The sequence below is a fragment of the Glutamicibacter sp. BW80 genome (assembly GCF_002332385.1).
Classification (GTDB): Bacteria; Actinomycetota; Actinomycetes; order Actinomycetales; family Micrococcaceae; genus Glutamicibacter.
Map to the genome: position 1 here is coordinate 126,441 of NZ_NRGV01000015.1, position 16,700 is coordinate 143,140.

At 64.4% G+C, this 16,700-nt stretch carries 15 protein-coding genes; 7 read left to right on the plus strand and 8 right to left on the minus strand.

The features are described 5' to 3' along the window. The first annotated feature begins 40 nt into the window (after positions 1-40). Positions 41-451, plus strand: a complete 411-nt coding sequence (locus CIK76_RS03010) for a YccF domain-containing protein (RefSeq protein WP_255248325.1) — start codon at positions 41-43, stop codon at positions 449-451. Between the two features lie 72 nt (positions 452-523). On the opposite strand, the gene CIK76_RS03015 is transcribed toward CIK76_RS03010, so the two are convergent. Then, complete coding sequence (locus CIK76_RS03015) at positions 524-1,024, minus strand: DinB family protein (RefSeq protein WP_096283316.1); 501 nt, start codon at positions 1,022-1,024, stop codon at positions 524-526. Between the two features lie 139 nt (positions 1,025-1,163). Here CIK76_RS03015 and CIK76_RS03020 point away from each other — a divergent pair, with 139 nt between their 5' ends. The 4 genes from CIK76_RS03020 to clpB all read left to right on the plus strand — a co-directional run bounded on the left by CIK76_RS03020 (position 1,164) and on the right by clpB (position 7,452). Next, the gene (locus tag CIK76_RS03020; protein ID WP_096283317.1) at positions 1,164-1,856 is read left to right on the plus strand and encodes a TetR family transcriptional regulator; all 693 of its coding nucleotides are present in this window, start codon (positions 1,164-1,166) and stop codon (positions 1,854-1,856) included. Between the two features lie 84 nt (positions 1,857-1,940). Next, positions 1,941-2,912, plus strand: a complete 972-nt coding sequence (locus CIK76_RS03025; protein WP_096283544.1) for an ABC transporter ATP-binding protein — start codon at positions 1,941-1,943, stop codon at positions 2,910-2,912. Then, positions 2,909-4,579: a hypothetical protein gene (locus CIK76_RS03030; RefSeq protein WP_096283318.1), complete on the plus strand. Its 1,671-nt coding sequence runs from the start codon at positions 2,909-2,911 to the stop codon at positions 4,577-4,579. The genes CIK76_RS03025 and CIK76_RS03030 overlap by 4 nt, the downstream gene beginning before the upstream one ends. Positions 4,580-4,851: 272 nt before the next feature. Continuing rightward, positions 4,852-7,452 (plus strand): ATP-dependent chaperone ClpB, encoded by a 2,601-nt coding sequence (gene clpB / locus CIK76_RS03035; RefSeq protein ID WP_096283546.1) that lies wholly within the window; start codon positions 4,852-4,854, stop codon positions 7,450-7,452. A 69-nt stretch (positions 7,453-7,521) separates the two neighbouring features. Here the strand turns inward: clpB and CIK76_RS03040 are convergent, their stop codons facing one another. Then, positions 7,522-8,100, minus strand: a complete 579-nt coding sequence (locus tag CIK76_RS03040) for a septum formation family protein (protein WP_176484065.1) — start codon at positions 8,098-8,100, stop codon at positions 7,522-7,524. 225 nt (positions 8,101-8,325) lie between these two features. On the opposite strand from CIK76_RS03040, the gene CIK76_RS03045 reads away from it, so the two are divergent. Beyond that, positions 8,326-8,544 (plus strand): DUF3073 domain-containing protein, encoded by a 219-nt coding sequence (locus CIK76_RS03045; RefSeq protein ID WP_096283320.1) that lies wholly within the window; start codon positions 8,326-8,328, stop codon positions 8,542-8,544. 193 nt (positions 8,545-8,737) lie between these two features. Further along, positions 8,738-9,628, plus strand: a complete 891-nt coding sequence (locus CIK76_RS03050) for a Sir2 family NAD-dependent protein deacetylase (protein ID WP_096283548.1) — start codon at positions 8,738-8,740, stop codon at positions 9,626-9,628. A 549-nt stretch (positions 9,629-10,177) separates the two neighbouring features. Here the strand turns inward: CIK76_RS03050 and CIK76_RS03060 are convergent. The 6 genes from CIK76_RS03060 to CIK76_RS03085 form a co-directional block, all read right to left on the minus strand. Further along, positions 10,178-11,902 (minus strand): DUF222 domain-containing protein, encoded by a 1,725-nt coding sequence (locus CIK76_RS03060; protein ID WP_096283322.1) that lies wholly within the window; start codon positions 11,900-11,902, stop codon positions 10,178-10,180. 135 nt (positions 11,903-12,037) lie between these two features. Next, entirely contained in the window at positions 12,038-13,180 is a 1,143-nt protein-coding gene (gene purM / locus CIK76_RS03065) for a phosphoribosylformylglycinamidine cyclo-ligase (protein WP_096283323.1), read from the minus strand. A gap of 76 nt (positions 13,181-13,256) precedes the next feature. Next, complete coding sequence (gene purF, locus CIK76_RS03070) at positions 13,257-14,780, minus strand: amidophosphoribosyltransferase (protein WP_096283324.1); 1,524 nt, start codon at positions 14,778-14,780, stop codon at positions 13,257-13,259. A 105-nt stretch (positions 14,781-14,885) separates the two neighbouring features. After that, positions 14,886-15,209 (minus strand): hypothetical protein, encoded by a 324-nt coding sequence (locus CIK76_RS03075; protein ID WP_096283325.1) that lies wholly within the window; start codon positions 15,207-15,209, stop codon positions 14,886-14,888. A 4-nt stretch (positions 15,210-15,213) separates the two neighbouring features. Continuing rightward, positions 15,214-15,594 (minus strand): sterol carrier family protein, encoded by a 381-nt coding sequence (locus tag CIK76_RS03080; protein ID WP_096283326.1) that lies wholly within the window; start codon positions 15,592-15,594, stop codon positions 15,214-15,216. Positions 15,595-15,665: 71 nt separating this feature from the next. Beyond that, positions 15,666-16,649 (minus strand): asparaginase, encoded by a 984-nt coding sequence (locus tag CIK76_RS03085; protein ID WP_176484066.1) that lies wholly within the window; start codon positions 16,647-16,649, stop codon positions 15,666-15,668. Positions 16,650-16,700 lie beyond the last annotated feature (51 nt).

The following is a 16,700-nucleotide window of genomic DNA, read 5'->3' on the forward strand; positions in this document are numbered from 1 at the left end:
CCTATGGCGAAAAGCCGCCTCGAACAGGCATCCTAGAAGTATGACAGATCTAGTGCGCGGTTTATTGAACATCATTTGGCTTGTATTCGGAGGACTTTGGCTGGCGTTGGGCTATGTCCTAGCCGGCATCATCTGCTGCCTTTTGATCGTCACGATTCCTTTCGGCATCGCGTCATTCAGAATTGCCGGTTATGCGCTGTGGCCCTTTGGGCGCACGGTCGTCGACCGCGGGCCGGTCGGCGCGTTTTCGACATTGGGCAACGTCATCTGGTTGATCTTCGCCGGTATCTGGATTGCCATTAGCCATGTGCTCACCGCGATCCCGATGTTCGTCTCGATTATCGGCATCCCACTAGGCATCGCGAACCTGAAGATGATCCCGGTATCCTTGATGCCGCTGGGCAAGGAGATCGTTCCTTCCGACTACTTCATCGGCAACGTTCGCCGCTAGTAGTCCGGTAACGAGCTAGGGGCCGATTTCCAGAACTTGGGGAGTCGGCCCCTACGCATTTGCGAGGTTTGCTCAACTTTCGGTGCGTGCCTCGAGCAGCTGTTCGCGAAGGATTTCTGCGTGTCCGCAGTGTTGGGCGAGCTCGCGCAGCAGGTGCAGCTGGACCCATGCGAGCGAGAGCGGACCACGTCGATTTCCGGAAAGCACCGCATCGTCCGCTAGGCCTTGGCGCATCTCGCGGGAGCGGGCTACCGCATCCCGATAGGCCATGCTGACCGAAGCGATAGTGTCCTCTGGCGCCAGGTCAAATGATTCATCCGGGGACTGCGCAATACCGAGTTCGGCGCGCGAGGCTCCGGTGACCGCCTCGCCAAACCAGACTCGTTCAACAAACACCGCGTGCTTCAGCAACCCGAGCAGGGTGGTCTTCGAGGCAACCAAACGTGCCCTGGCCTCGGTTTCGGTCATTCCGTCAAGATAGCCGAGCAGCATCTGGCGGTGCTGCTCAATGAACTCGTCCACCAGCTCGGCTGGGTCTTGGCGGTAGTGAATTGGCGCATCTGGATTAGTCATGCGACATACTGTGCCAGATGCGGTAGGGAGGACAAGACCGTGGGCTGCCAAAGATCGCGCGCAGACCCCTCGGCAATCCCGCGAGCTAAACGCCAGCAGGCCCTAGGCACGGGCTGAACACAGGACTAGAATCTTGAACATGCGTTCAGCTAAGGGTGGGCAAAACCCTGCGGGAAGCGCGTCGAACGCGTCGCCGCCGGGTAGCAGCGACCTGACCGCGCGCGCCAGGATCCGCGATGCGGCGGCCTTCCGGTTCGCGGTGGAGGGCTTCGGCGCCTCGGTGCGGGCCATCGCCTCCGACGCCGGGGTGAGCGCCGGCCTGGTGATGCACCACTTCGGCTCGAAGGCGAGGCTCCGCGCCGCGTGCGATGAGAACATGCTCGCCACGATTCGCCGGCTCAAGCGCGAGAATGTCGCCGAGGCCGCCGCGGGCCAGAGCCTCTTCGACAAGTTCGCGGCCGCCGAGGAGAATGCGGCGGTCCTCGGGTACGTCCTGCGGTCCATGCAGGACGGCGGCCCGCTGGCCCGGGAGTTCATCGACCATATGGTCGATGACGCGGTCGGCTACAGCCGCGAGGGCGTCGCCGCGGGGGTGATCGTGCCCAGCCGGGACGAAGCGGCGCGGGCGCGCTACCTCACGCTTTCCGCGCTCGGCGCACTGCTGCTGGAGGTGACGCTCAATCCACCGGCGGACCCAGCCGACCTCGCGTCGATCGTCCGCGGCTATCTGCGCAGCAGCTACCTGCCGATGCTGGAATTGTTCACCGAGGGCTATCTCACCTCCCGTCGTGCGCTGGAGGACTGCCTCGCATACATGTCCACCCCGCCCTAGCGGCAGGCGGCATTGCCCGGCGCGCCAGAGCGCGCTGACTAGCAACACCTGCGACAGGCATTTGAAAGTGAGCGAGCCATGAGCATGAGACCAGCTATCGAGATCCACGAGCTGTCCAAGTCCTTCGGCAGGGTGCGGGCCCTGGACGGGCTGAACTTGAGTGTGCAGCCCGGGGAGATCCGTGGTTTTCTGGGCCCCAACGGGGCCGGAAAATCCACCACCCTGCGGGTTCTGCTCGGCCTGCTGCGGGCCGACGCGGGCTCCGCGCGGTTGTTCGGCGCAGAGGTGTGGCGCGACGCCGTCAAGCTGCACCAGCGCATCGCCTACGTGCCCGGAGACGTCAGCCTGTGGCCCAACCTGACCGGAGGCGAGTGCATCGACTACCTCGCCCGGCTCGGTGGCCGCGCCGACAAGCGCCGGCTCAAAGCCCGCAAGGCCGAGCTGCTGGAGCGCTTCGAACTGGACCCGCGCAAGAAGACGCGCACCTATTCCAAAGGCAACCGGCAGAAGGTCGCGTTGGTTGCGGCCTTCCTGGCCGACGCGGAGCTGTACGTGCTCGACGAGCCGACCTCCGGGCTGGACCCGCTGATGGAGTCCGTGTTCACCGGGTACGTCCGCGAGGCCGGAGCCGCGGGCAAATCCGTGCTGCTCAGCAGCCACATCCTCTCCGAGGTCGAGAAGGTCTGCGACACCGTCACGATCATCCGCAACGGGAAGGACGTCGAGTCCGGCACGCTGGAGGAGCTGCGGCACCTCACGCGCACCAGCGTGAGCGCGGTGGTCGGCGCAGACCCGTCGGCGCTCGCCGCGCTGCCCGGGGTTCATGACCTGGCCACCACGGCCTTTGCCGGTGCCACCCGGGTCACGTTCGATACCGACAACGCGCAGATCGGCGCCGTGCTGACGGCGCTCACCGCACTCGAGGTGCGCAGCCTCAGCGCCACCCCGCCGTCGCTGGAGGACCTGTTCATGCGCCACTACGGCGATGTGCTCGACTCTGGCACCGCAGCGGCGAGTGGATCGCCGGAGGGCGCCAAGGGCGCGGGTGCGCGATGAATGCCCACCTCGCCTCCGTGTCGCCTGCTGCCGGGCCGCGTTCGGCCCGCGGATCGGCCTTGGCCGGAACCGGCGCGCTGGTGCGGTTCATGCTGCGCCGGGACCGCGTGCGGCTGGGCGTATGGACGGCGTCGATCGTATTCTTCTATGCGTACTTCGTGGTGGCACTTGGCGCCTTGGGCGATCAGGCGCTTGCCGGGCGCGCGCTGATCATGCAGACCCCGAGCGGCATCGCCATGGGCGGACCCGGATACGGCATCGAAAACTACACGGTGGGTGTGGCCATCGCCAACGAGGGCATCACCTGGATGGTCATGGGGCTGGCGATCATGAGCATACTGCATATCGTGCGGCACACGCGTGGCGAGGAGGAGAGCGGGCGCTCGGAGCTGGTGCTCGCCCGGACGGTCGGGCGGCACGCGCCCGCGGTCGCGGCGGCAATCACCCTGTGCGTCGTGAACGCGGTGATTGCGCTCGCCTCTGCGCTCGTCCTTTCCGGTGTGGGCGGGGAGGACCTGGCCCTGGGTGATGCGTTTGCACTGACCGCCGGGAGCGCGCTGAGCGCCATGGTGTTCGGCGCGATCGCCTTGGTAGCCGCGCAGGTGACCGAGCATGGCCGCAGCGCGGTGGGCATCAGTCTCGCGGCGTTCGCTCTGGCCTTCATGCTCCGCGCCGCGGGCGATATCCAGCAGCGGCACGGCAGCGCGTTGTCGTGGTTCTCCCCGATCGCCTGGCCGCAGCAGATGCGGCCCTTCGTCGACGTGCGGTGGTGGCCGGCCGCGCTGTGCCTCGTCGCCATCTTCGTGTTCCTCCTCGTCGGCGCCTTCCTCGGATCACGCCGCGACTTCGGCGGGGGGCTGATTGCGGTTCGCGCGGGCCGGTCCGATGCCCGGGCGGTGCTGCGCGGGCCGGCCACCCTCGCCTGGCTCCAGCAGCGCACCGCGTTCAGCTGGAGCGCCATAGGGTTGGGCCTCATGTGGTTCGCCTCGGGCACCCTGCTGCCGGACATCACCTCCATGATCGCCGAAATCCCGGAGAGCAATCCGGTCTTCGCCGCGGTGTTCGGTGCGGATCCGAGCCAGTTCACCACGGCCTTCCTCGGGGTGATGATCATGTTCGCCATGCTGTGTTGCGCCGCATACGCCGTCGTGATGGGGCAGCGGGCCAAGGTGGAGGAAGGCGCCGGCCGTGCCGAAATCGCGCTGGCCAAGCCGATATCCCGGCATCGCTGGTTCGGCGCCCAACTGCTGGTCGCGGCGCTGGGTACCGGCATGCTTGCCGCGGTCAGCATCTGGGCCATGTGGCTAGGCGCGGCATCCGTTGGCTACGCGGAACAGACGTTCGCTGACTATACCGGGGTGCTGTGGCCCTACCTTGTGGCCCTGGCCAGCTATCTGGGATTCGCCACGGTCCTGTATGCGTGGATCCCGCGGGCGTCGGGCGCCGGGTGGGTGCTGCTGATCTACACTTTCGTGATCGGCATGTTCGGCGGGCTACTGCAGGACCTGCCGGACTGGGTGCACGGGATCTCGCCCTTCTACTGGCTTCCGGCCGCGTTCACCGAGCAACCGGAGCTCGGGCACATGCTCGGGCTGGCGGGGGTCGCCGTCCTCTCGTTCGCGCTTGGCTTCGCCGGATTCCGCCGGCGTGACGTGCCGGCCGCCTAGATGTCGTTTCGCGGAGCACGCGCCCGGTAGCGGTGCTGGAACCGAATAATCATGGATCGCACCATTCTCTGGTGCATGAACCGGAGCTGGGGTTGAGCCGCGGACTATATGTCCGTACCTGAGCGGCCGGCGAAACTTCGGGGCAAGCTATTCGAGAAGCGGCGCGAAATTCTCAAAAATTGTTTCGCAACCGCGGAATATCGATATGAAGAGTAGAGTTGAGTTAAGTACACTCAAGTTTATGGGTTCACCCTCAGAGAGAAAGGATGCGCGTGGACACCAAGCTCACTACCAAAAGCCAAGAGGCACTATCTGCTTCCGGGATGAATGCGTCGACCGCGGGCAATCCGCAGATCGAACCGGCTCACCTGTTGAAGGCTCTGCTGGATCAGCGGGACTCGGTCGCCGTGGCGCTGCTGAAAACCGCAGGACTGGACGTTGACGCCCTCTCCGTCGAGGCAAGCAGCGCCATCAACGCTCTGCCGGCGAACTCCGGATCCTCCGTGGCCCAGGCGCAATTTTCGCGTCAGCTGCTCCAATCGGTCAGCACCGCCCAGGAGATCGCGAACAATATGGGGGACACCTATGTCTCCACCGAGCATCTGCTCATCGCGCTGGCCTCCGACCAGACCAAGGCCGGCGAAGCCCTGCGCAATGCCGGAGCCACCCGCGAGCTGCTGGTAGGAACCCTGCCAACCATCCGCGGGGACCGCAAGGTCGACAATCCGAACCCGGAAGACACCTTCCAAGCGCTGGAAAAGTTCGGTACCGATATGACGGCGCTGGCACGCTCGGGCAAACTGGATCCGGTCATCGGCCGCGACAAGGAAATCCGGCGCGTCGTTCAGGTGCTCTCGCGGCGCACAAAAAACAACCCCGTGCTGATCGGTGAACCCGGCGTCGGCAAGACCGCCGTCGTCGAAGGACTCGCCCAGCGCATGATCGCCGGTGACGTACCGGAGTCCCTTCGCGGCAAGACGCTGATCTCCCTGGACCTCGGGTCCATGATCGCTGGCGCCAAATACCGCGGCGAGTTCGAAGAACGGCTGAAGTCGGTACTCGAAGAGATCAAATCTTCCGCCGGGCAGATCGTCACGTTCATCGATGAGATCCACACGGTGGTCGGCGCCGGGGCCTCCGAAGGGGCCATGGACGCCGGAAATATGCTCAAGCCGATGCTTGCCCGTGGTGAGCTGCGGCTCATCGGCGCGACCACGCTGGATGAGTACCGCGAGAATATCGAAAAGGACCCGGCCCTGGAGCGCCGCTTCGCCCAGGTCTACGTGGGGGAGCCTAGCGTGAATGACACCATCGCGATCCTGCGCGGCCTGAAGGAGCGCTACGAGGCGCACCATAAGGTTTCCATCGCCGACTCGGCGTTGGTCGCCGCCTCCACGCTGTCCAACCGTTATATCTCCGGGCGGCAGCTGCCGGATAAGGCTATCGACCTGGTTGACGAGGCCGCGAGCCGGCTGCGCATGGAGATCGATTCCGCACCGGAAGAGATTGATGAGCTGCGCCGCGAAGTCGACAGGCTGACCATGGAAGAGCTGGCGCTCTCCGGGGAGAGCGACCCAGCCTCGATCGAACGGCTGGAGGCACTGCGTTTTGACATGGCGGATAAGCAGGAGAAATTGGACGCGCTCAACGCCCAGTGGGACGCGGAGAAAGCCGGGCTGAACCGCGTCGGCGACCTGAAGGTGAAACTGGACGACCTGCGCTCGCAGGCCGAAAAGTTCCAGCGTGAGGGGGACCTGGAGAATGCCTCGCGCCTGCTGTACGGGGAGATTCCGACGCTGCAAGGCGAACTTGAGGCAGCGGCCGAAGCCGAAGCCGGCAACACCGCGGAACACACCATGGTGGCTGATGAAGTCACGGCCGACGATATTGCCGAGGTCATCTCGGCCTGGACCGGCATCCCCGCCGGGCGGATGCTGCAGGGCGAAAGCCAGAAGCTGCTGCAGATGGAAGAGCGCATCGGACAGCGGCTGATCGGCCAGCAGCAAGCGGTTGCGGCGGTCTCCGACGCGGTGCGCCGCACACGTGCCGGAATAGCCGATCCGGACCGCCCCACCGGGTCCTTCTTGTTCCTTGGGCCTACCGGTGTGGGCAAGACCGAGCTGGCCAAGTCGCTGGCCGACTTCCTCTTTGACGACCCGCGGGCCATGGTGCGGATTGACATGTCCGAGTACTCCGAGAAGCACTCGGTCGCCCGACTCGTCGGAGCGCCCCCAGGATATGTGGGATACGAAGAGGGCGGGCAGCTCACCGAAGCGGTGCGCCGTCGACCATACTCGGTCATCCTGCTCGACGAGGTGGAGAAGGCGCACCCGGAGGTCTTCGACATCCTGCTGCAGGTGCTGGACGACGGCCGCTTGACCGATGGACAGGGCCGCACCGTGGATTTCAGGAACACGATCTTGATCCTGACCTCAAATTTGGGTTCCCAATTCCTGGTGGATCCAACGATGGAGGACAAAGACAAGAAGTCTGCGGTGATGAACGTGGTCAACGCGTCCTTCAAGCCGGAGTTCTTGAATCGCTTGGACGAGGTCATCATCTTCGATCCGTTGAGCATCGAGCAGCTTGGCAATATCGTGAAGCTGCAAATCGACCTGCTGGCCGAAAGGCTGTCCGAACGCCGGCTCAGCCTCGATGTGGACGAATCCGCCGGAGAGTGGTTGGCCTTGACAGGCTACGATCCGGCCTACGGAGCCCGTCCGCTGCGCCGGCTGGTCCAGCGCGAAATCGGTGACCGGCTAGCGCGGGCGATTCTCGGTGGCAGCATCCAGGATGGGGATGTGGTCAAGGTCGGTCTGGACCCGGCGGGCGATCGACTCATGGTCGCTCGTGGCGAGGCGCCGCAACCCTAATTCCAGAGCATTGGAAATAGCCGTGGCCGGTGGAATCCACCGGCCACGGCTATTGAAAATCTGCGGGGCCTAGCTTTCTTCGTTCACTGGGAGCAGCGAGTTGCGCACGTTGCCTTCGGAGAGGCTCAGGAAGCAGGAGACCTGTCGGTCTCCCTGTGTCCAGGTGCTTTCCGACGGGCGGGAGAAGTGATACGTCCAAGTTGAATCGAGGCCGGCGCTGGGGTCCAAGGAAACCGACTTGCACAGCGATTCGGACTCGGTCAGCAACTCGTTGGAGCCCGGGTATTCTTCGCCGGCTAGCTCGAAGGACCCGATGAGCTGAGCGTTATGTGCAGAATCACAGGTCACTACGGTCTGCAATGCCAGCGGAGACTCGAAGCCGCGGAGGCAGTCGCCGAGGATGAGTTGTTCCGGTGGAATGGACGCGGCGATAATTCCATCCAGGCCCGGGCTCGGATTCCGCTCCACATTGTTCGCCTCTGGCGTAGCTGGCGTAATAAAGCGAAGTACAACGAATACCACCGCAGCGCTTAGGGCTAAAACGGCAATGACAAGTAAAACCCACTGGCCGATTTGCCGTTTGGGCTTCTCCGGTTCGGGCTGCAACGGCGGTAAGGCCGCTTGCGGCTCGGGTAGATCTTTTTCCACCACCTGTAGTGCTCCTTGAAGGTTCGCCTTGGTTTGAAAGGGAGCAAGCTCACTAAATAGTCGTTGGACTAATCGACAGTCTAACGGGTCTGACACGTGTTGCGTTCAACGCTCGCCGTCGAATCGTGTTAACCTTTAATTACGAAAGAACTGATCACATATTCGGGGGCCTTCACCTATTAGGTGGACCACCTCCCGACTCTACTGAAAAGAGGGGGTCACGCCATGGGGCGCGGCCGTCAAAAGGCTAAAGCACAGCGTCAAGCGCGAGATATTAAGTACTACTCGCCCTCGACTGACCTTACGGCACTAGAGCGTGAGCTTGGTGTCCGGTCCGATTATCATGCCCAGAATCTGGAGCCTGATAATTCATCGCATGACGACGAAGAGTCTGATTACGACGAGCTGACTAAGAAGTACTCCGGAGACGACGACGCTGACTAATCCTCAGCTACTCAACCGAGAGTCCTTGGCTCGGGTGCCTGCCTTCATATGAAGTTGTGCAGCTCTTCAGTACATTTTTGCGACATGCCGCAACGACTAAGCTAAATTAGCTTCAAGGTCGTTGCGGCCTTTGTCGTCCCCGAATGCTCCGAAAGGTCAGAACGTGAGCACCCCCGAAGAGCTTTCCATCCAAATGGCCCATCACTCGGCCATCCGGTCCATGCAACGCATCGTGGAGCCGCAAGCGGATCCTTCCTCGGAAGAAGACGCCAGAGCCGGCGTGCAGGCAATGCTCGACCGAGGCAATGTGCTGGTGGTGACAGGGGCGGGAGTTTCCACCGATTCCGGGATCCCCGACTACCGGGGACCGAACGGCTCGCTTCAACGGCACCGTCCGATGACCTATCAGGAATTCAAATACCGTCCTGAGGCACGCCACCGCTATTGGGCGCGCGGGTTCGTGGGCTGGCGTCACATGTTCCAAGCCGAACCGAATGGAATTCACCGCCGGCTGGTGGACTGGGAAGATACCGGCCGGATCAGCGGAATCATTACGCAAAACGTTGACGGGCTGCACCATCGGGCCGGATCAAAAACGGTGATCCCGGTGCATGGCGACCTTTCGATTGTGCGATGCCTGGACTGCGGCCAGAGCGAGGACCGCCAACACTTTGACATCCGCCTGCAGGATCTCAATGTCGGTTACATTGAATCCGTTGAAATCGACCCCAGCGCCGTCAACCCGGATGGGGATGTGGAACTGCCGCAGTATTGGGTCGACCGGTTCACCATGGCTAATTGTGAAAACTGCGGCTCCTTGGCATTGAAGCCCGACGTGGTGTACTTCGGCGAAAGCGTGCCCGTGGAGCGCAAACAACAGATGGCGCAGCTCGAAGAGGCTTCTACCGGGTTGTTGGTGCTCGGCTCATCGCTGGCGGTGATGAGCGGGTACAAGATTCTGTTGAACTTCGTCAAACGCGGGTTGCCGGTCGCTTTGGTAACCAATGGTCATGTGCGCGGCGAGGAGAAAGCCACGTGGCGTTGGCGGGTGCCGCTGTCTCATGCGATGCGGCAGCTCGATTAGCTGCAGAAGGCAAAATGCGCGGCTGGGGATGCTCCGTACTCGTCGCCGCTAATCTTGGTTCCGCGCCCAGTGGAGCACAACGCACAGGCGGCAGGATGAAGAGCACGGTGAAAATAGTGCAGATCCCCTAGATCGTCCGCCAGATACGGGGCCGCGCGCTGCTTTGCAGAGGAGCGATGAGGAGGTATCGGAACAGGCCCCCGATGATATCGACAAAGATATCGGTGGCAGCGGAACTCCCCGGGGCGAGAACGTACTGGACGATCTCGAAGGCCAAGCTCACCCCGGCGATCATGCTAACGGCGAGCTAAGCGTCCTGGATAGACGCCAGGGGCCGAAACGGGACAAAATTCAGTCCAGCTTCAACCGGTGCGCTGGAGCCGGACTCGGCCCGGGCAGCGAACGGCACGAGCATCCTGCGCCGCAGCGATCCGGCGCCGGCGCCCAGCAGTCCCAGCCTAGCGCCAAACCGTGCCAATCCGGGCTCCGGGTGCTGTTCGCGTATGCCGCACCCCATGTCGAAGGGAGCGTATTCTCGCAGGCTGAAGGCTAGCCGGCGTGGGACTCGAGAACCTCCGCGGGCGAGAGCCAGTAGGTATTCCGGCGGGGAATTTGCGGCGGGTCCAGCGACCGGGGCAAGAGCACGGCCGGAGGCCGGTCTTTGCGGATGATGACTCGGAAGAGCCCGGCATGGCGCGCATGGTGGTGCCGGGGGCAGAATATCGCCCCGTTTTCAACACTCGTCTCGCCGCCTTCCTCCCACGGCAGGAGGTGGTCGGCTTCGCAGCGCCCCGCGGGCATGGTGCATCCCGGATAGAGGCAGCCACGGTCGCGGGCAATCAGGGCTCGTTTCATATGAGGCGGGAAAAGCCGTTCGGCCCGACCGACATCGAGAATCTGTCCATTGCCATTAAAGACGACCGGGAGGATCCCCGCATTGCACATCTGCGTGCGTGCCTCGGTATCGGAGAGCGGAATGCCGTTCTCGGTGATCGCGTAGCTCTTGTCGCCCGCGATCATTTTCGCGAAGTCCAGGTGCACGATGACCTGCGGGGTGACGATACCGGTGGTTTTCTTTCCCGTGGCGCCGGTGGATCGAAGCGCGCTGAGCAGCGCCGTCAGATGCCGCATCGCCGGGGTGAGGTCTTCGAAGGTCTGCGGGTAGAAGGAATCACCGGGCAGGTCTGCGGTCACCGCGGCATGATCCGCGGGAACCGGCGCCTCGGGTTCCGAGTTTCCCGGGCCTGTTTGGGCAGCGGACTGGTCGCCGGAATTCTCCGCCGGGACCCCTTGCGCTGCGGGGGTACCTTCTTGTGCCCAGCGGGGCATCGTTTCCGGATCGTTCCACGACGTGGTTGCTGGGGATGGCGCGGACACCGCTCCGGGCTCGGGAGTGGAATTGGATGACGGGCCGCCGCCTGCCTGCGCGTAGCTCCGCGCGGTCAACTGTGCGAGTTCTTGCCGGTTGCCGGCGATGGTCGCCGGATTGTCGATCTGCGTGCGGAGGGATTCGATGAGTTCCGCCTCATGGGGCAGCACCTTGAGCTGATAGATCACCAGTCCGTTGCGCATGCCCTTGCGGAAGATCCCGGCTTCGGCGACGAGTGCCTGGGGCGGGCGCTGCGTGCTGACCTGTTCTTGGACCAGCGTGCCCAGATGCGTCAGGGCGGTAGCCGGCTCCTGGCGAAGCAAGGTGGCCGCCTGCGCTTCGAGTTTGTCGCGTTGCGCGGCGGAGGAGAGGTCTTTTTGCACGCCGCGGAGTTTGCTGGCGGCTTGGGCCACGAGGCGGGGATCGGTTTCCCGGCCGGTGAATTCGGCGGACAGCAGCGGATAGCCCGGACCATGGCGCACCCCATCCTCGGTGACCCGCGCGATCAGCGCGTCCGCCTGGGCGAGCCGATAGTTGGCCGCGGAGACCGGTACCTGGAGCCATGAGGTGTACATCGAGGTGCAGTCGGTGAAGTGCGCGCGCCCGCTGGCCCGCTGGCCGGAAAGCTGCTCAAGGGTTTGGAGGGTGGGGGCCGGGCCGGCCTCGGCAACAGCCTGCAGGGACTGCTCGTCCAGTTGATGCGCACCGCTGGAGCGCAGCGCGTCGGCCGCATGAATCTGGCTGCGGGCGAGCTCGGCCGCGCAGCGCTCGGTCAGCCAGGCGAAGTACGCGGCGTGGCCCGGAGCGAGGTCGATCCCGGCCAGCGCGCGCGTGGCCTGCGCGACCTGGCCGACGGCTTTCGCCAGCTGATCCAGCGCCTGGACGGTGGCTGCATGCGTACTCATGTGCCCCAGCTTGCCCCACGAATGCCGGGTGCGGGCCGGCGGCGGGCAAGCTGTGGATAAGCGGGCAGAAAAAAAGGGGGCGAAACGGCACCGTGCTGGTGCCGCATCGCCCCCTTTTGCGGGATGCTTCGAAAGTTACTTGGCGTAGTTGCCGGTCAGCAGCACCGCGCCGCCGTCCACGCCCTTGGCGCCCTGGACGAAGTCCAGGCCGGCGGAGCTAGCGGAAGGCTCGAGGTTTTCGACCGAACCCATGATCCAGGCGCCCATGCCGGCCTTGTTCAGCAGTGCCACCGCGCGGTCGGCGACGTTCTGCTCGACCACCGCAACCATGCCCACGCCCAGGTTCAGGGTGCGCTCGAGGTCGGGCTGCGGCACATTGCCCAGCGCCGCAATGGTGGAGAAGACCGCGGGCAGGGACCAGGTGGAGCGGTCCACGCGGGCCATCAGGCCCTTGGGCAGCACGCGGGCCAGGTTGGCCGCCAGGCCGCCGCCGGTGACGTGGCTGAAGCCGTGCACGCCGAAGTTCTCCCCGTCGTTCAGCTCGCCGATCAGGTCCAGGCAGGCGGTGGTGTAGATGCGGGTCGGAACCAGCAGCTCTTCGCCCAGGGTGCGGCCGAATTCGGCGACCTCGCGCTCCAGCTCCCACTGCGCGTGGGCGATCACGCGGCGCACCAGCGAATAGCCGTTGGAGTGGATGCCCGAGGAAGCCATGCCGATGATGACGTCGCCGGCCTGCACGCGCTCCGGGCCGAGCAGCTGATCGGCTTCGATGACGCCGGTGGCGGCACCGGCCACATCGTACTCGTCCTCGGCCAGCAGGCCCGGGTGCTCGGCGGTTTCGCCGCCCACCAGGGCGGTGCCGGCCAGCTTGCAGCCTTCGGCGATGCCGCGCACGATATCCGCGATGCGCTCGGGGACGACCTTGCCGGTGGCGATGTAGTCGGTCATGAACAGCGGCTTGGCGCCGACCACCACGATGTCATCGACCACCATGCCCACCAGGTCCTGGCCGATGGTGTCGTGGATGTCCAGCTTCTGCGCGATCGCAACCTTGGTGCCCACCCCGTCGGTGGAGGTGGCCAGGTAGGGCTTCTTGTACCCGGTGAGGAAGGAAACGTCGAACAGGCCGGCGAATCCGCCGACTCCGCCGACCACGCCATTGGTGTGGGTGGCCTTGATCGCGCCCTTCATCAGCTCGACGGCACGGTCACCGGCCTCGACGTCGACGCCAGCTCCGGCGTAGGTGATGGAGGTTGGCTGCTCTTGCGTGCCGCTCATGGCAGATGGATCCTTTTCTGTCGTGAACACCGGATAGCCGGTGCCGCTTGCAACGAGGTGGGTGATGGATTGGTGACTAGAGAGTTGCTTCGAGCTCGGCATCCGGGCCGGGTTCGCAACCGCTCTGATTTGCCTGCTCCAGCAGGTTCTTGCCATGGCGCTCATCACCGGGCAGCGGGATCGGGTAGTCGCCGGTGAAGCAGGCGGTGCACAGCTTCTCCCGCGGCTGCATGGTGGCGCCGATCATGCCGTCCTCGGAGATGTACGCCAGCGAGTCGGCGCCGATGGACTTGCCGATTTCGTCCACGGCCGCGCCGTTGGCGATCAGCTCCGCGCGGGTGGCGAAGTCGATGCCGTAGAAGCAAGGCCACTTCACCGGTGGCGAGGAGATCTTCACGTGCACCTCGGCGGCTCCGGCCTCGCGCAGCATGCGCACTACCGCACGCTGGGTGTTGCCGCGCACGATCGAGTCGTCCACGACCACCACGCGCTTGCCGCGCAGCACGGTCTCCAGCGCATTGAGCTTCAGCTTGATGCCCAGCTGGCGCAGGGTCTGCGAGGGCTGGATGAAGGTGCGGCCCACATAGGCGTTCTTCACGAAGCCGTGGGTGAACGGAATGCCGGACTCCTCGGCGTAGCCGATGGCCGCCGGGGTGCCGGATTCCGGGACCGGGATGACGATGTCGGCGTCGGCGCTGTTTTCGCGGGCCAGCTGGCGGCCCATCTCCACGCGGGCTTCGTAGACCGAACGGCCGGCGATGGTCGCATCCGGGCGGGCCAGGTAGACGTACTCGAAGACGCAGCCCTTCGGGGTGGCTTCGGCGAAGCGGGTGGAGCGGATGCCGGTCTCGTCGATGGCGATCAGCTCGCCCGGTTCGATCTCGCGGATGAAGGAAGCGCCCACGGTGGCCAGGGCCGGCTGCTCGGAGGCAACCACCCAGCCGCGGTTCAGCCGTCCCAGCACCAGGGGGCGCACCCCGTGCGGGTCGCGGGCCGCGTACATGGTGTTCTCATCCATGAACACGAAGCAGAAGGCACCCTCGATCTTGGGCAGCAGCTCGAGCGCGGTCTCTTCGAGGCTCTGGCTCTCCTTGCCCGCAAGCAGGGCGGTGACCAGCGCGGTATCGGTGGTATTGCCCTGGGCGATTTCACCGCGCAGCTTGCCGCCCTCGGAGACCTGCTTGGCCTCGACCATTTCGGCCAGCTGCGCCGAGTTGGTGAGGTTGCCGTTATGCGCCAGGGCTACGGTGCCGGTCTGGGTCGGGCCCAAGGTCGGCTGCGCATTGGCCCAGTGGCTGGCGCCGGTCGTCGAATAGCGGCAGTGGCCCACGGCCAGGTGGCCGGTCATCGAGTTCAACGTGTTTTCGTCGAAGACCTGGGAGACCAGGCCCATATCCTTGTATACGTTGATTCGCGCGCCGTCGCTGGTTGCGATGCCCGCGGACTCCTGTCCGCGGTGCTGCAAAGCGTACAGCCCGTAATAGGTTAGTTTTGCAACTTCTTCGCCAGGTGCCCAGACACCAAAAACGCCGCATTCGTCCTGCGGCCCTTTTTCGTTGGGAAGCAAGTCATGATTCAGGAATCCATCGCCACGCGCCATGTCAATTATTCTCTCATGTATCTATTGGTCGACACCGACCGTTTATGTGGTGAACGGCGACCAGGTGCGCGGCCACCGCTTGCCTTCCTGGGAAGGGGAGGGCGCCTAGCCTTGTAGCTCGCTGCCGGTGTCCCCGGCCAGGGGCACCGCCAGTTTTTGGGTGGTCTTGCGCGAAGTGACGCGATCGATAATTACATATGCGAGCGCGCCCAGCCCGGTGCCAAGTCCCGCGCAGAACATGGCGAAGAATCCGACGGCCGATCCGACGGTGTAATCCATGGACGGTTCGCCAATCAAGCCAATGATTACGCCTACCAGGGCGCCGAGTACGGCGCCGGAGAGGACGATTGGCCAGAAGCGCGGTGCCGAATGAACCTGCACTTGGATCGGCTGGTCTGCGGATGACGGGGTAGCGGGGTGTTGCTCCATAGTTTTAAGGGTACTCAATTAGCGGCAGGTGTGCCGACAAGTCTGCCCTTAGTCCGGAGGCGTGCAGTTGGCCCGTTTGCGTGGCCGAAGCCCAGTCGGTGCGCCCGGTGACCAGTGAAAGCCATAATTCGGCGGGCATTTCGACCACATTAGGCGGCGTACCACGGGTGTGGCGGGGCCCTTCAATGCATTGGGTCACACCAAAGGGCGGAACCCGCACCTCAACCGAGTTCCCCTCGGCCCGCGAAGCGAGTTCCTCCAAGGCGAAACGTACCGCCATGGCCAGCGTTGGGCGGGCTGTTTTCCCTTGGGTTTCCGCGTTTTCAGCCCATTCGCGCAGCGCGGCGCGACCGGAGAGCTCATCGATTCTTCGCTTGATCGCCATGGCGTTAAATTCCCTTCCTTGGATGACGAAAAAATGTCATATTCCGCCCCTGGATTTCGTGCTCGGAGGGGCTAGCGGGCCGCGAAGTCCCGGCCGAGGTAGCAAAGCCCGGCAGTGCGCGCCCCGGCGGTGTGCGCTGTGGCGCCCAGCCGGCTTGATAATTCTTCCAGCTTCTGCGCGCTGAGCGCGCCATGGCTGGCCAATAGCCCCAGCGCCAGCACATCGATTCCGCGCGAAGCGCCATCAAGGATTTTCACCGCCACGCTCACCCCGTTGGGGGCGCACATCCCCAGCACTCCTTCGGCACCGAGCTTGGCGATGATTCCGGTGGACTCGATGACCAGCGTATTGGGGCTGCCCGCGCCGCGTACCGCCCACGGGTGTTCGCGCATGGCGCTGGCCACCGACCGCGCGGCCGGGTCGGTGGATACCGCCAGCTTTCGAAATCCCTCCGCCAGGGACCGCAGCGACATCTGCGGTGCCGGAGCTCCGCAGCCATCGACGCCCAGGAAAGTGATCGGCCCGCAGAATTCTTCCATCGCCCGGAAGGCCGAAAGCTGCACCGGATGCTCGGGTGACAGATAGCTGCCGAGCGGTTCGCCGCTGGCCGCCGCCGCCGCGAGAAAAGCGGCGTGTTTGCCCGAACAGTTGAAGGCAAGCTTGTTCTGGCTCTGGCCACGCGCGGCCATCTCGGAGCGTGTTGCCGAATCGCCGGGCCAGGAGGCCGGGCATTGCAGATGCTCTTCGCCCAGCTTCACCGAGTCGAGCACGCTGCGCGCGAGCAGCTGATGCTGTTCGGTTCCCAGATGGCTGGCGCAGGCGAGCGCCAGTTGCGCGGATTCCAACGCCGCCCCGGCGCGCAACGAACCGATCGCCTGAAAAGGCTTCAGCGCGGAGCGGGGAAAGATCAGGGCTTCGGGATCGCCGATGGCCTCCAGAACCTGCCCGGCCGGATCCAGAACTACCGCTGCGCCATAATGCCGCGATTCGATCACCGAATTGCGGGTGATCCGCAGCAGCTCGCTGCACTGTGTGATGTCTATCGCCGAACCCATGAGGCCAAGTCTAGGCGCAGGCCCGCACGGAGGGCTTTCCCAAGGAAGGCA

Excerpts from the sequence above, each read along its gene's own strand:
- CIK76_RS03080 (WP_096283326.1), bottom strand. The coding sequence starts at position 15,594 with ATGGCGATCAAGCGAAGAATCGATGAGCTCTCCGGTCGCGCCGCGCTG.
- CIK76_RS03050 (WP_096283548.1), top strand. The coding sequence starts at position 8,738 with ATGGCCCATCACTCGGCCATCCGGTCCATGCAACGCATCGTGGAGCCG.
- CIK76_RS03015 (WP_096283316.1), bottom strand. The coding sequence starts at position 1,024 with ATGACTAATCCAGATGCGCCAATTCACTACCGCCAAGACCCAGCCGAG.
- purF (WP_096283324.1), bottom strand. The coding sequence starts at position 14,780 with ATGGCGCGTGGCGATGGATTCCTGAATCATGACTTGCTTCCCAACGAA.
- CIK76_RS03085 (WP_176484066.1), bottom strand. The coding sequence starts at position 16,649 with ATGGGTTCGGCGATAGACATCACACAGTGCAGCGAGCTGCTGCGGATC.
- CIK76_RS03075 (WP_096283325.1), bottom strand. The coding sequence starts at position 15,209 with ATGGAGCAACACCCCGCTACCCCGTCATCCGCAGACCAGCCGATCCAA.
- CIK76_RS03030 (WP_096283318.1), top strand. The coding sequence starts at position 2,909 with ATGAATGCCCACCTCGCCTCCGTGTCGCCTGCTGCCGGGCCGCGTTCG.
- CIK76_RS03020 (WP_096283317.1), top strand. The coding sequence starts at position 1,164 with ATGCGTTCAGCTAAGGGTGGGCAAAACCCTGCGGGAAGCGCGTCGAAC.
- CIK76_RS03010 (WP_255248325.1), top strand. The coding sequence starts at position 41 with ATGACAGATCTAGTGCGCGGTTTATTGAACATCATTTGGCTTGTATTC.
- CIK76_RS03025 (WP_096283544.1), top strand. The coding sequence starts at position 1,941 with ATGAGACCAGCTATCGAGATCCACGAGCTGTCCAAGTCCTTCGGCAGG.
- purM (WP_096283323.1), bottom strand. The coding sequence starts at position 13,180 with ATGAGCGGCACGCAAGAGCAGCCAACCTCCATCACCTACGCCGGAGCT.
- CIK76_RS03060 (WP_096283322.1), bottom strand. The coding sequence starts at position 11,902 with ATGAGTACGCATGCAGCCACCGTCCAGGCGCTGGATCAGCTGGCGAAA.
- CIK76_RS03045 (WP_096283320.1), top strand. The coding sequence starts at position 8,326 with ATGGGGCGCGGCCGTCAAAAGGCTAAAGCACAGCGTCAAGCGCGAGAT.